Annotated in this window: 11 protein-coding genes; 9 read left to right on the top strand and 2 right to left on the bottom strand. The window is 69.6% G+C overall.

Translation table 11 applies throughout. From position 1 onward, the window contains the following. Window positions 1–936, bottom strand: a 936-nt coding sequence (locus SZ60_RS10470; protein ID WP_043595749.1) for a carboxypeptidase regulatory-like domain-containing protein, incomplete at its 3' end; no start/stop codon positions are given. Window positions 937–1296: 360 nt separating this feature from the next. On the opposite strand from SZ60_RS10470, the gene guaB reads away from it, so the two are divergent. The 8 genes from guaB to guaA all read left to right on the top strand — a co-directional run bounded on the left by guaB (window position 1297) and on the right by guaA (window position 11245). Continuing rightward, window positions 1297–2799, top strand: a complete 1503-nt coding sequence (gene guaB, locus SZ60_RS10465) for an IMP dehydrogenase (protein WP_043595747.1) — start codon at window positions 1297–1299, stop codon at window positions 2797–2799. Between the two features lie 47 nt (window positions 2800–2846). Next, window positions 2847–3968, top strand: a complete 1122-nt coding sequence (locus SZ60_RS10460) for a GuaB3 family IMP dehydrogenase-related protein (RefSeq protein ID WP_043595746.1) — start codon at window positions 2847–2849, stop codon at window positions 3966–3968. Window positions 3969–4029: 61 nt separating this feature from the next. Then, entirely contained in the window at window positions 4030–5889 is a 1860-nt protein-coding gene (locus SZ60_RS10455; protein WP_082060050.1) for a glycerol-3-phosphate dehydrogenase/oxidase, read from the top strand. Between the two features lie 202 nt (window positions 5890–6091). Next, window positions 6092–6622, top strand: a complete 531-nt coding sequence (locus tag SZ60_RS10450) for a cation:proton antiporter regulatory subunit (protein ID WP_043595745.1) — start codon at window positions 6092–6094, stop codon at window positions 6620–6622. A gap of 4 nt (window positions 6623–6626) precedes the next feature. After that, window positions 6627–8138, top strand: coding sequence for a cation:proton antiporter (locus SZ60_RS10445; protein ID WP_043595743.1), 1512 nt, complete (start codon window positions 6627–6629; stop codon window positions 8136–8138). Window positions 8139–8193: 55 nt separating this feature from the next. Beyond that, window positions 8194–9045, top strand: a complete 852-nt coding sequence (locus SZ60_RS10440) for an SURF1 family protein (RefSeq protein WP_052505324.1) — start codon at window positions 8194–8196, stop codon at window positions 9043–9045. A gap of 113 nt (window positions 9046–9158) precedes the next feature. Next, on the top strand, window positions 9159–9599 hold the full coding sequence (locus tag SZ60_RS10435; RefSeq protein ID WP_043595742.1) for a DUF3817 domain-containing protein: 441 nt from the start codon (window positions 9159–9161) through the stop codon (window positions 9597–9599). 92 nt (window positions 9600–9691) lie between these two features. Further along, window positions 9692–11245: a glutamine-hydrolyzing GMP synthase gene (gene guaA / locus SZ60_RS10430; protein WP_043595750.1), complete on the top strand. Its 1554-nt coding sequence runs from the start codon at window positions 9692–9694 to the stop codon at window positions 11243–11245. A gap of 457 nt (window positions 11246–11702) precedes the next feature. On the opposite strand, the gene SZ60_RS10425 is transcribed toward guaA, so the two are convergent. After that, on the bottom strand, window positions 11703–12539 hold the full coding sequence (locus tag SZ60_RS10425; protein ID WP_043595740.1) for a Bax inhibitor-1/YccA family protein: 837 nt from the start codon (window positions 12537–12539) through the stop codon (window positions 11703–11705). Between the two features lie 289 nt (window positions 12540–12828). On the opposite strand from SZ60_RS10425, the gene SZ60_RS10420 reads away from it, so the two are divergent. Further along, entirely contained in the window at window positions 12829–13821 is a 993-nt protein-coding gene (locus SZ60_RS10420) for a glycerophosphodiester phosphodiesterase family protein (RefSeq protein ID WP_043595739.1), read from the top strand. Window positions 13822–13934 lie beyond the last annotated feature (113 nt).

The raw sequence follows: 13934 nt of genomic DNA, 5'->3' as shown, positions 1-13934 counted from the left end.
TTCGAGTCGCACCGAGATCGCCATCGCGACGTACGACTGGACGGTCAGGGTCACGCCGAGGAACTCGACGGTGGTCGGGTTGTCGCGATCGATGCGCACGGTGCCGGCGCCGTAGAAGTACTGGAAGGCGTACTGCAGGGCGATCGAGAGGCCGATGGTCACGATCATCAGCTGCGTGAGGCTGAGCCGGCGCTTCCGCAGGGGTTTCCAGATCGCGAGGTCCTGCAGGTAGCCCGTCGCCGCACAGATCACCGTGCTGAGCACCGCGGCCAGGATCAGCGGCATCCCGATCGAGGTGAACGAGTAGGCCAGCAGGCCGCCGAGGGTCACCTGCTCGCCGTGCGAGAAGCTGCTGAGGCCCGTCGTGCCGTAGATCAGCGACAGGCCGATGGCCGCGAGGGCGAGCAGCAGGCCGAGCCGGATGCCCGAGGCGAACTGCTGCGCGAAGCGGTCCCAGTTGAAGCTCGACGCGGTCGCGGCGCCGCTCGTGGCGCCTTCCTCGGCGGTGAGGGCGAACAGGGCGCTCGCCGTGGCCCCGAGGTTCACGGTCACGGTGCGCTCGGCGTTGTCGGCGTTCACCAGGAACTGACCGTCGGGCAGGGTGTCCTGGTCGACCGTGACGGTGTAGCTGCCGGCCTCGGTCACCGCGATGCTCCATCGACCGGTGTCGTCGGTGGTCGCGGTCTGCTCGTCGCCGGTCGCGTTCGTCGCGATCACGTCGACGCCCGAGGCGGGCTCCCGCTCGCTGTCGTTGATCGTGCCCTGGATGCAGCCGGTCGTCGCGTCGGTGGTGCAGGCGGCGGCCGCGGCGTGGGCGGCCGTCGGGGCGAACGCCCCCATGAAGGTCGCCAGGAGTCCGAGCAGTACGGCGGAGGCCGTCACGATCAGGGACTGCCGCAGCCGTGGCCGCGACGCGATGGTCGTCGAGAGTCTCACAAAACCTCCTGGTGGGAAGCGCCCCGTCGAGATTCGGGCGGTCTCGTTCTGCTCCCGGGGCGTCGTCGTCGCTGACAGTAACTCCGCTGTGTGTCGAGCATGTTTCAGGTGCGAGACGGAGTGGAGTCGGTACAGAATCCCCCATGTCGAGCGAGAATCACGAATCTTCCGTGTGTCGGATCGGTAACGGTGCCGTTCCGTTGCGTCCTCGGGGGGCCGCCACGCGCCTCCTCGTCGTCCGCGAGGGACGCGCCCGACAGGAATGCAGGAGGCGCGGGCTGGGTTAATATCGACTACCGGGCTCGACGGCGAACCGGTGCCAACCCACCCACCCTCATCTCGCTCCTTCGAAGGGGACTCATGGACCAGCCGGACCCGTTCGGATTCATCGGACTCACCTACGACGACGTCATGCTGCTTCCGGGCCGCACCGACGTCATCCCGAGCGAGACCGACACCTCGTCGCAGCTCACCAAGCGCATCCGGGTCGCGGTGCCGCTGCTCTCGGCCGCGATGGACACCGTGACCGAGTCGCGCATGGCCATCGCCATGGCGCGCCAGGGTGGCATCGGCATCATCCACCGCAACCTCTCGATCGCCGACCAGGCCGCGCACGTCGACAAGGTCAAGCGCAGCGAGTCGGGCATGATCACCAACCCCGTCACGACGACGCCCGACGCCACGGTGGCCGAGGTCGACGCGCTCTGCGGGCAGTTCCGCGTCTCGGGCCTGCCGGTCGTCGAGGGCGACGGCACGCTGGTCGGCATCATCACCAACCGCGACATGCGCTTCGTGTCGCCGTTCGAGATGTCGACGACGCTCGTCCGCGACGTCATGACCAAGGCCCCGCTGATCACCGCGCCCGAGGGTGTCGACCCCGACTCGGCGATCGCCATCTTCGCGCAGCACAAGATCGAGAAGCTGCCCCTCGTCGACGAGGCCGGGCACCTGCGCGGCCTCATCACCGTCAAGGACTTCGACAAGAGCGAGAAGTACCCCGACGCCACGAAGGACGACGAGGGTCGCCTGCGGGTCGGCGCCGCGATCGGCTTCTTCGGCGACGCGTGGGAGCGCGCCGGCGCCCTGCGTGACGCGGGGGTCGACGTCCTCGTGGTCGACACGGCCAACGGCGAGAGCTCGGGCGAGCTCGACATGATCCGTCGCATCAAGGCCGACCCGAGCTTCGCGCACATCGACGTGATCGGTGGCAACGTCGCCACGCGCAGCGGTGCCCAGGCCCTGATCGAGGCCGGTGCCGACGCCATCAAGGTCGGCGTGGGGCCGGGTTCCATCTGCACCACCCGCGTCGTCGCGGGCGTGGGCGTGCCGCAGGTCACGGCCGTCTACGAGGCCTCCCTCGCCGCGCGCGAGGCCGGCGTCCCGGTCATCGCCGACGGTGGTCTGCAGTACTCGGGCGACATCGCCAAGGCCCTCGTGGCCGGCGCCGACACGGTCATGCTGGGCTCGTTGCTCGCCGGCTGCGACGAGAGCCCGGGCGACCTGGTCTTCGTGGGCGGCAAGCAGTTCAAGAACTACCGCGGCATGGGCTCGCTGGGTGCGATGCAGACCCGCGGCAAGAACACGTCCTATTCGAAGGACCGCTACTTCCAAGCGGACGTGCCGAGCGACGACAAGCTCATCCCCGAGGGCGTCGAGGGTCAGGTGCCCTACCGCGGCGCGCTCAACAACGTCGTGTACCAGCTCAGCGGCGGTCTGCGTCAGTCGATGTTCTACGTCGGCGGCCGCACCGTGGCCGAGCTCAAGGCCAAGGGCAAGTTCGTCCGGATCACCGCGGCCGGCCTGAAAGAGAGCCACCCGCACGACCTGCAGATGGTCGTCGAGGCCCCTAACTACCGTCGGTGATGCCTCCGGGCCGGGGGTGCGACCCCCGGCTCCGGTAGGGTGGCACGGTGACTGAGGTAGAGATCGGCGTCTCCAAGCGAGCCCGCCGCGCGTACGCGTTCGACGACATCGCCATCGTTCCGAGCCGGCGCACGCGCGACCCGCGCGACGTCTCGGTCGGCTGGTCGATCGATGCGTTCCAGTTCGAGTCGCCGGTCATCGCCGCGCCCATGGACTCGGTGGTCAGTCCCGCCACGGCGATCCGCATCGGCCAGCTCGGCGGCCTCGGCGTCCTCGACCTCGAGGGCGTCTGGACGCGGTACGACGACCCCGAGCAGGTGCTGGCCGAGATCCGCGAGCTCTCCGACGACGACTCGGTCGCCCGCATGCAAGAGATCTACAGCGAGCCGATCAAGCCCGAGCTCGTCCGCGACCGCCTCGCCGAGATCCGCGCCGCCGGGGTCACCGTCGCCGGTGCCCTCAGCCCGCAGCGCACCCAAGACCTGTACCAGACGGTCGTCGACGCCGGCGTCGACCTCTTCGTCATCCGGGGCACGACGGTCAGCGCCGAGCACGTCTCGAAGAACAGCGAGCCGCTCAACCTCAAGAAGTTCATCTACGAGCTCGACGTCCCCGTCATCGTCGGCGGGGCCTCGACGTACACCGCCGCACTGCACCTGATGCGCACGGGTGCCGCCGGCGTCCTCGTCGGGTTCGGGGGCGGCGCGGCCAGCACGACCCGCGCCTCCTTGGGCATCCACGCACCGATGGCGAGCGCCGTGGCCGACGTGGCGGGTGCACGCCGCGACTACCTCGACGAGTCGGGCGGGCGCTACGTGCACGTCATCGCCGACGGGGGTCTGGGCACGTCCGGCGACCTGGTCAAGGCCATCGCCTGCGGTGCGGACGCCGTCATGCTCGGTGCCGCTCTGGCCCGGGCCGACGACGTGCCCGGCGGCGGCTACCACTGGGGCGCCGAGGCGCACCACCCCGAGCTGCCCCGCGGTCGCCGCATGCACGTGGGCACCATCGGTTCGCTCGAGAAGATCCTCTACGGCCCCGCCACGACGGTCGACGGCACGTCGAACATCATGGGCGCGCTGCGTCGTTCGATGGCGACCACCGGCTACAGCGACCTGAAAGAGTTCCAGCGCGTCGAGGTGGTTGTGGCCCCCTACCAGCCTCACTAGCGTTTGATGGGGTGGTCCGGTCGAGAGGCCGGGCCGACCGAATCCAACGATGGAGGCTCGCATGGCCAAGTCCGCGTCCGTTTCGCTCTCCACGAAGCTCGGCCCCGACGAACGGGCCGCAGCCGTCGAGGCGTTGAAGACGAAAGAACTCGACATCCTCGTGATCGGGGGTGGCATCGTCGGTGCGGGTTCCGCGCTCGACGCCGTGACCCGCGGCCTGAGCGTCGGCATCGTCGAGGCCCGTGACTGGGGCTCGGGCACGTCGAGCCGCTCGTCGAAGCTCGTGCACGGCGGCATCCGCTACCTCGAGCAGCTGAACTTCCGGCTCGTCCGCGAGGCCCTGATCGAGCGCGGCCTGCTGCTGCAGCGTCTCGCGCCGCACCTGGTGAAGCCCGTGCGGTTCCTCTACCCGCTGAGCAAGCCGGTCTACGAGCGGTTCTACATCGGTGCCGGCATGGCGCTCTACGACATCTTCAGCTGGACCGGCGGCCGCCCGCCCGGCGTTCCCCACCACCGCCACCTCAGCAAGACGCAGGTGTTGCGGGCCATCCCGAGCTTGTCGAAGGACGCCGTCGTCGGCGGCCTCACCTACTACGACGCCCAGGTCGACGACGCCCGCTACGTCTCGTCGCTGGTGCGCACCGCGTCGAGCTACGGCGCCCACGCCGCGAGCCGCATCCGGGTCGAGGGCTTCGTCAAGGTGGGCGAGCGGGTCGTCGGCGTGAAGGCCCACGACTACCAGACCGGCGAGCACTTCGAGATCCGGGCGAAGCAGGTCGTCAACGCGACCGGCGTCTGGACGGACGACACGCAGGCGATGGTCGGCGAGCGGGGTCAGTTCAAGGTGCGGGCGTCGAAGGGCGTGCACCTCGTGGTGCCGCGTGACCGCATCCACTCCGACATGGGCATGATCTTCCGCACCGAGAAGAGCGTCCTGTTCGTCATCCCGTGGGGCCGCCACTGGCTCGTCGGCACGACCGACACCGACTGGGACCTCGACAAGGCCCACCCCGCGGCGACGGCGGCCGACATCGACTACATCCTCGAGCACGTCAACAAGGTCATGGCCGTGCCGCTCACCCGTGCCGACGTCGAGGGCGTCTACGCCGGTCTGCGACCGCTGCTGGCGGGCGAGTCCGACCAGACGTCGAAGCTGTCGCGCGAGCACATCGTCGCCCACACCGTGCCCGGTCTCGTCGTGGTGGCCGGTGGCAAGTGGACCACCTACCGGGTCATGGCCGAGGACGCCATCGACGAGGCCGTCGCAGCCCTCGACGGTCGCATCCCGTCGAGCACGACCATGGAGATCCCGCTGATCGGTGCCGAGGGCTACCACGCGGCGTGGAACAAGCGCGGCAAGATCGCCAAGGCCTTCGGCGTGCACAAGGTGCGCATCGAGCACCTGCTCAACCGGTACGGCACCACGACGGACGAGATCCTCGACCTGATCCGTGACGACCCCTCGCTCGCCGAGCCGCTGCCCGGGGCCGACGACTACATCCGGGCCGAGGTCGTCTACGCCGCGAGCCACGAGAGCGCCCTGCACCTCGAGGACGTGCTCGCCCGCCGCACCCGCATCTCGATCGAGGCGTGGGACCGGGGCGAGTCCGCCGCCCCCGTCGCCGCCAAGCTGATGGCCGGCGTGCTCGGCTGGAGCGACGACGAGGCCGAGGCCGAGGTCGCGAACTACCTGAAGCGCGTCGCGGCCGAGCGGGCGAGCCAGCTCGAGCCCGACGACGAGTCGGCCGACCGGGTCCGCCTCGAGGCACCCGACATCACCTTCGGCTTCGACGAGGACGACATGGTCGTCGCCGGTGCCGACCAAGGAGGCGCGCCCAAGCCGGGCGAGAAGGTCACCGAGCCCGCGGGCACGCCGGGCGACGACACCTCGGCGGGCAGCCCGGGCGGTCGCCAGGGCTGACCCCGCGGTCGCTCGCGCGACCACCTGCAGGAGGCGCGGTGCCGGTTCGACCGGCACCGCGCCTCTTGCGTGTCCGCCGTCCGAGAACGGGGGAACACCTGTGGACGGTGACGGGTTGTCCCCACCACGAGCAGCCCGGCTGCCGCGGCCGAACCCGCCGCTAGGCTGAGACGACTGCCCCCGAGTCCACTGGAGACGAACCATGGTTGACGTGCGTCGAGTCAAGCTCCCCGGCGTGGGTGTGCTGCACACCTTCATCACCGACGACGGCGGCAAGTGCGGTGTCATCACGCACCGTTCGGGTCACAGCGACCTGATCACGTTCAGCGACGACGTCGACGGCGACCACGTCAAGAAGGTCTCGTTGCGCCTCAGCGAGGACGAGGCCCACACGCTCGCCGAACTGCTCGGCGGTACGCGCATCACCGAGTCGCTGTCGGCCCTCGACCAGATCCCCGGCCTGAGCATCGACTGGTTCACGGTCGACTACGACGACCACATCGCCGGACAGCCGCTCGGCGACCTCGGTGCCAAGGGCGTCGTCGGCCTCACCGTCGTGGCGGTCGTCCGTGGCGACGCGGCCAACCCGGCGCCGTCGGGCGACTTCAAGGTGTTCCCCGGTGACACGCTCGTCGTGGCCGGTTCACCCGAGAAGGTCGCCAAGGCGTTCTCGTTCTACCGCACGGGCGAGCTCAAGCACCGCTCGCCGGTCGACGCCCCGCCCGGGGGCTAGGCCCATGCACCTGGGTGAAGAGCTGATCGTCCTCGGCATCCTGCTGCTGATCGCGTACGTGCTCGGCCGCGCCGGCAAGCTGATCGGCCTGCCGTCGATCCCGATCTACATGATCGTCGGCCTGCTCGCCAGCACGAACACGGGGTGGTTCCCGCTCAGCTTCGAGTCCGACAACATCGAGTTGATCGCCATCTTCGGGTTGATCCTGCTGCTGTTCAACCTCGGCCTCGAGTTCGATCAAGACGAATTCTTCTCGAACGCGGGGCGGCTCATCGTCTCGGGCGGCAGCTACATCGCCATCAACATGGGCGTCGGGCTGATCTTCGGCTTCATGCTCGGGTGGGGCACGCGCGAGGCGCTGATCATCGCGGGCATGACGGCGACGTCGTCGAGTGCGATCGTCACCAAGCTGCTGATCGAGCTGAACCGCCTGGCGAACCGCGAGACGCCGATGATCCTCGGCGTCACGGTCGTCGAGGACATCTTCATCGCCATCTACCTCGCGATCGTGTCCGTCGTGCTCAGCGGCGAGACCGACCCCGGGCCGGTGATCTTGAAGCTCGGCATCGCCTTCGCGTTCCTCGTCGTGATGTTCGGCGTGGCCCGATGGGGCGGCCGCGTCGTGTCGAGGCTCATGCGCACCCGCGACGACGAACTCTTCACCGTGTTGTTCTTCGGGCTGGCCGTGCTCTTCGCCGGCCTCGGCGAGGTTCTCGGGGTGACGGACGCGATCGGCGCCTTCCTCATCGGCCTGATCATCGGGGCCACGAAGTTCCGCAACCGGGTCGAGCAGTTCGCCCTGCCCATGCGCGACGTCTTCGGGGCGTTCTTCTTCCTGAACTTCGGCCTCGGGCTCAACCCGGCCCTGTTCCCGAGCGTGCTCGGCCCCGTGGCCATCGCCGTGGGCATGACCGTGCTGCTCAACGTGGGTGCCGGGCAGTTCGTCGCGTGGCTCAACAAGCTCGGGCCGCAGGCGGGCATCAACACCACGGTCATCCTGGTCAACCGGGGCGAGTTCGCGTTGATCCTGGCGACCCTGTCCGCGGGTGCGGGTCTCGACGAGCGGTTGCAGCCCTTCGCCGGTCTGTACGTGCTGATCATGGCGGTGCTCGGGCCGGTCCTCGCCTCGAACAGCGAGCGCATCGGCTCGGTGCTGTTGCGGTCGCGCAAGAAGGCCGAGCGTGCCGAGGCCGAGGCCCGTCGTCTCGAACGCGAGGCGCGCAGCGGTGACGAGATCGCCCTGATGGAGGCCGCCCTCGCCGGTGACGACCTCGATCAGGCCGAGGTCACCGAGGACGACGACGAGCGTGAGACCGAGCGGGTCCGGGCCGGCGCGGCGCGGGCCGCCGCGGGCCGGGTCGACACCACGCGACGCGGGGCCGACGGCGATGCCGACGCCGACGACGACCTGGACGACCTCGACGCGATGGACGCCGACGAGGCCCGGATCTGGGCCGAGCAGGCCGGCCAACAGAGCGATCAGCGGGCCACCCGCCGACGCGACCCCGAGTACTGAACCGCTCGCCGTCGTCCCAGCGGGTTCGTGGGCGACGCGAGGTACGATCGCCTCCGTGACCCAGACCGAGCAGCGCCCCGCCCTCCTCGGAGTCGACGGCGAACCGCTGCCCGCGACCATGTGGCACGTCGCCCGTCGGCCCCGATGGATCGCCCTGCTCGGCCTCGCCCTCGTCGTGGCGGCGATCTTCGCCTGGCTCGGCCACTGGCAGATCGAGCGCAGCGTCGAGAGCGTGCAGGTCGTCAACCCCGAGACCGAGACCAGCAAGGTGCTGTCGTCCGTCGCGACCCCGCAGACGCCCTTCGCCGACTCGCTCGGTGCCCAGCGCGTGTCCGTCACCGGTGAGTTCGACCCGGACGACTTCGCCGTCGTCGGAGACCGGGTCAACGGCGGCGAGACCGGCTATTGGCTGATCGGCCGTTTCGTCGACGACGCCAACGGCGCCTCGCTTCCCGTGGGGCTCGGCTGGTCCGCGACCCGCGAGGGTGCCGAGGCCGCCGAGGCGTCCGTGGCCGCGACCTCGACCGTCACGGTCGAGGGCCGTTACTTCCCGTCCGAGTCGCCGACCGAGAGCGACTTCGAGAGCGGTGCGCAGACCGTCGTGTCCGTGGCCGCCCTGATCAACGAGTGGCCCGGCTTCGACGGCCAGGTCTACGGCGGCTACGTCGTCTCCGACGCCGCACCCGCGTCGCTGAGCGAGATCGACTCCGCGCCTCCGGCGTCCGACGTGCAGTTCAACTGGCTCAACGTCTTCTACGCCATCGAGTGGGTCGTCTTCGCCGGCTTCGCCGTCTTCCTGTGGTTCCGGCTCGTGCGCGACGCGTTCGAGCGCGAGTACGAAGAAGCCGAGGAGGCGCGGGCCGAGGCGGACGCGCGCGGCGCGACCCAGCCGACCCGCGCCTCCTGACCCCGCGCGTCCCGACCTCCGCGTCCGGGCCCCGGCCGGGCGGTGGGTCGGCCTCGTTCGACGTCGACAGGTGCCGTCCTGGCGCATGGGTGGGCGCGGCTAGAATCGTCCCCATGCCTCTGAAGCCCCGGCAACGCGACATCCCGAAGATCCCGGGTGCCGTCAGGTTCTACAAGATCTCGGCGTACGTCACCGGCGTGATGCTGCTGCTGCTCATCTTCGAGATGCTGTTCAAGTACACGCCCCTGCAGCTCGAGATGCAGCTGGGCGGTCAGGGCGGGTTCCTCGTGCCGGTCGACTCGACCACGGGCTTCAACCTGTCGACCGCGATCCTCATCGCGCACGGTTGGCTCTACGTCGTCTACCTCTTCGCCGACTTCCGCCTCTGGAGCCTGATGAGGTGGCCGTTCTCGCGGTTCTTCCTCATCGCGCTCGGCGGCGTCGTGCCCCTGCTCTCGTTCTTCGTCGAGAGCCACATGACCAAGCTCGCGACGCGGCAGTACGAAGCCCTGACCGCCGAGACCACCCCCACGACCGAGGGAGCCCCCGCGTGACCGACGCACCCGAGACCGCCGAGGCGTCGGCGACCACCGCCGCCACGGCCCCCGCACCGGCCGACCGCGCGCCCGAGACCGCGCAGAGCCCCGTGCTCGTGGTCGACTTCGGCGCCCAGTACGCGCAGCTGATCGCCCGGCGCGTGCGTGAGGCCAACGTCTACAGCGAGATCGTGCCCCACACGATCACCGCGGCCGAGATCGCCGAGAAGAACCCCGTGGGCATCGTGCTCAGCGGCGGTCCCTCGAGCGTCTACGAAGAAGGCGCGCCGAGCATCGACGCGGGCATCTTCGACCTCGACATCCCCGTGCTGGGCATCTGCTACGGGTTCCAGGCGATGGCCAAGGCGCTCGGCGGCGAGGTGTCGCAGACGGGTCAGCGCGAATACGGCGCCACCGACGTGACGCTCGCCGAGGGCGACAGCACGCTGCTGTCCGGCCAACCGTCCTCGCAGACGACGTGGATGAGTCACGGCGACTCGGTGTCGAAGGCCCCTGCGGGCTTCGACGTGCTGGCGTCGAGCGCCTCGACCCCCGTCGCCGCGTTCTCGAGCGACGCCCGCAAGCTCTACGGCGTCCAGTGGCACCCCGAGGTCAAGCACTCGTCGTACGGCCAGGCCGTGCTCGAGAACTTCCTGCACCGTGCCGCCGGCATCCCCGCCGACTGGAACAGCGGCAACGTCATCGCCGAGCAGGTGGCCCGCATCCGCGAGCAGGTCGGCGACGCGCGCGTCATCTGCGGCCTCTCGGGCGGGGTCGACTCGGCCGTCGCGGCCGCCATCGTGCACGAGGCCGTCGGCGACCAGCTGATCTGCGTCTTCGTCGACCACGGTCTGCTGCGCGCCGACGAGCGTCGTCAGGTCGAAGAGGACTACGTCGCCTCGACCGGTGTGCGACTCGTCACGATCGACGCCGAGCAGCAGTTCCTCGACGCCCTCGCCGGGGTGACCGACCCCGAGCAGAAGCGCAAGATCATCGGCCGCGAGTTCATCCGCAGCTTCGAGGCCGCCGCCGAGGCGCTGGTGCTCGAGGCCGCGGCCGAGGGCGACTCGGCCGTGAAGTTCCTGGTGCAGGGCACCCTCTACCCCGACGTCGTCGAGAGCGGTGGCGGTACGGGCACGGCGAACATCAAGAGCCACCACAACGTGGGCGGTCTGCCCGAAGACCTGCAGTTCGAGCTCGTCGAGCCGCTGCGCACCCTCTTCAAGGACGAGGTGCGGGCGATCGGTCGTGAGCTCGGTCTGCCCGAGGTCATCGTCGGGCGCCAGCCGTTCCCCGGCCCCGGTCTCGGCATCCGCATCGTGGGCGAGGTGACGCACGAGCGACTCGAGCTGTTGCGTGCGGCCGACGCGATCGCGCGGGCCGAGTTGACCGCGGCCGGCCTAAACGACGAGATCTGGCAGTGCCCCGTGGTGCTGCTCGCCGATGTCCGCTCGGTGGGTGTGCAGGGCGACGGTCGTACGTACGGTCACCCGATCGTGTTGCGCCCGGTGTCCTCGGAAGACGCGATGACGGCAGACTGGACGCGTCTGCCCTACGACGTGCTGGCCCGCATCTCGAACCGCATCACGAACGAGGTCGACGGTGTCAACCGCGTCGTGCTCGACGTCACCTCGAAGCCCCCGGGAACGATCGAATGGGAGTGACGCGAAGCGTCACTCTGGCGGCGCTCTGCGCCGTCAGTGCCCACCAGTAGCCGCCGAGATGGAGTGAGGCTGACGTCTCGCGAAGCGCAGTGACCGGGCTGGTTCCGGCGCGGAGCGCCGAGGCCTGATCATTCCGGGGGAGCCTGCGACCCCGGTGCCCACCAGTAGCCGCGAACGTCGAGTGAGGGAGACCTCTCGCGAAGCGCAGTGAGGCGAAGCCCCCTCCGGCAGACAGCTGCCCGAGGGGGTTTCGTCGTCTCCAGGGGGTTTCGTCGTCCCTGGATCTCTTCGTCGTTCCTGGTCAGCACACGAACGAGTGGGCAGAACATGCTCGTCCCCCGCCCACGAACAGCACCTTCTGCCCACTCGGCCATCGCCCCCCCACCCACAGGGAAGCGGGGCCCGTCCCTCTCGGAACGAGCCCCGCTTCGGGGTGCCGCTGGTGACGGCGTCGTGCCTAGTCGCTGCCTCGCAGGATGGCGATCATGCGCAGGATCTCGACGTAGAGCCAGATGACCGTCATGACGATGCCGAAGGCGGCCGACCAGCCGTAGATGCGGGGTGCGCCGCGCTCGACGCCGGTCTTGATCTGGTCGAAGTCGAGCACGAGTGAGTAGGCAGCCATGATGACGACCAGGATGCCCAGGAAGAAGCCGAGCGGGATGCCGAAGATCTCGAACGACCCGCGCAGACCCCAGGGGTTGCTGTTGGCACCGAAGGCCATCAGGCCGAGGTTGAGCAGCGAGAAGACGGCGTAGCCGACCATGCCGATCAGGAAGATCTTGGTGGCCTTGGCCGAGGCGCGCACCTTGCCGCTCTTGAAGAGCAGCAGGGTCGTGACGAACACGGCCGCGGTGCCGAGCAGGGCCTGGGTGACGATGCCGTCGAACTGCGACTCGTAGATGGACGAGATGCCACCGACGAAGAGGCCCTGCGCCGCCGAGTACGCGAGGACGAGCCCCGGGGAGGGCTTCTTCTTGAAGATGTTGACGAGCGCGAGGACGAAGCCGGCGATGGCGCCGACGATCGCGAGCGCGGGGACGAACCACCCGATGGCCGCACCGACGAGCACGACACCGAACGCGAGAAGCGTCTTGGTGATGGTGTCTTCGTACGTCATGCGGTCGGTCTGGGTGGGGCCGGCGGCGGGCTGCGAGTAGAGCTGCTGCAACTGCTCGGCGGTCATGCCGTTGTACTCGACCGGCTGGGCTGCGCCCTGCTGCTGACGGATGACGGGCCCGCCGTTCTTCGAGAAGGCCGGCGACTGACTGAAGCCGGGATTCGAGAATGCCAAGGGGTTCCTCTTCTGATCGCTAGGGATGTGTGGATTGCCCGCGCAGGTTCACGAAGGCGTTTCCGTACACATGAGGCTAACGCCTGTCGTGCAACGAATGGCTGAAGATCTGCCTGATGAGAGCCGCATTCTCGCAGGGCGAACGTGCGCGCCGTGCATCTTTTGCGTCTGCGGTGGGCGAGACGCCTCGTCCCCGGGGGCCGCGCCTCCTCGTCTCTCCACACGCGGTCGCTTGCCAAGCGGTCGGGCGGCTCGGGCTGCGCACGGGGACGCCGGTTAGCGTGACCGGGTGTCCACCTCGCCTCTCGTCATCGCCCATCGCGGCGCCAGCGGTCACCGACCCGAGCACGGCGAGGACGCCTACCGGCTCGCGATCGAGCTCGGGGCCGACGCCATCGAGCCCGACCTGGTCGCCTCGAGCGACGGTGTGCTCGTCCTGCGGCACGAGAACGAGATCTCGGGCACGACCGACGTCGCCGAGCACGACGAGTTCCGGCACCGACGCACGACCAAGACGATCGACGGGACGAAGGTCACGGGCTGGTTCACCGAGGACTTCACCTGGGACGAACTCAGCACGCTGCGCATCCGCGAACGGCTGCCCGAGCTGCGGCCCGAGAGCGCGGCGCACGACGGCGAGGGGCGCATCCAGCGGCTGGGCGACCTGCTCGACCTGCTCGACGCGGCCGATCGACCCGTCGGGCTCGTCGCCGAGGTGAAGCACGCCACCTACTTCGACTCGATCGGCCTGCCGCTCGGCGAGCTGCTCGCCGACGAGCTGCGGCAGCGGCGCTGGGTCGACGACCCGCGGCTGACCATCGAGTCGTTCGAGCAGACCGTGCTCGGTCGCCTGGCCGACCAGCGGCTCGGGGCCCGGCTCGTCTACCTGCTCGAGAAGGCGGGCGTCGCGGCCGACCTGGTCGCGACGGGACGGACGTCGGTGGGCTACCGCGATCAGCTGCACGCCGAGTCGCTCGAGTCGTTCGTCGACGCGGGGCTGCACGGCGTCAGCCTCGACAAGCACACGCTCGTCGACGCGCAGGGGGCGACCGACGGTCGGGTCGTCGACCGGGCGCACGCGGCCGGCCTCGCCGTCTTCACCTGGACGCTCCGCGCCGAGAACGCCTTCCTGGCCAAGGCCCACCGCGGCCCCGGCGGCAAGGCGGCGTTCGGCGACTGGCGCGCCGAGTTCACCTCGCTCATGGCGCTCGGCGTCGACGGAGTCTTCGCCGACCAACCCGAGCTCGCCGAGGAGGCGCGGGTCGCCTTCGCGTCCCGCTGACCCCGCGCGACGCCGCCCTCGACCGCGGTCGCCCCGCGTCCTCTCGCCATGTCGGTGGTCGCGCTTAGACTCGACGGGCCATGACGATCGTGCTCGAGCCCTCTGACGCTGCC

This window comes from Frigoribacterium sp. MEB024 (genome assembly GCF_000878135.1).
Lineage (GTDB): Bacteria > Actinomycetota > Actinomycetes > Actinomycetales > Microbacteriaceae > Frigoribacterium.
The sequence above is the reverse complement of the archived record's forward strand: the minus strand, read 5'-3'. Positions and strand labels throughout refer to the sequence as shown.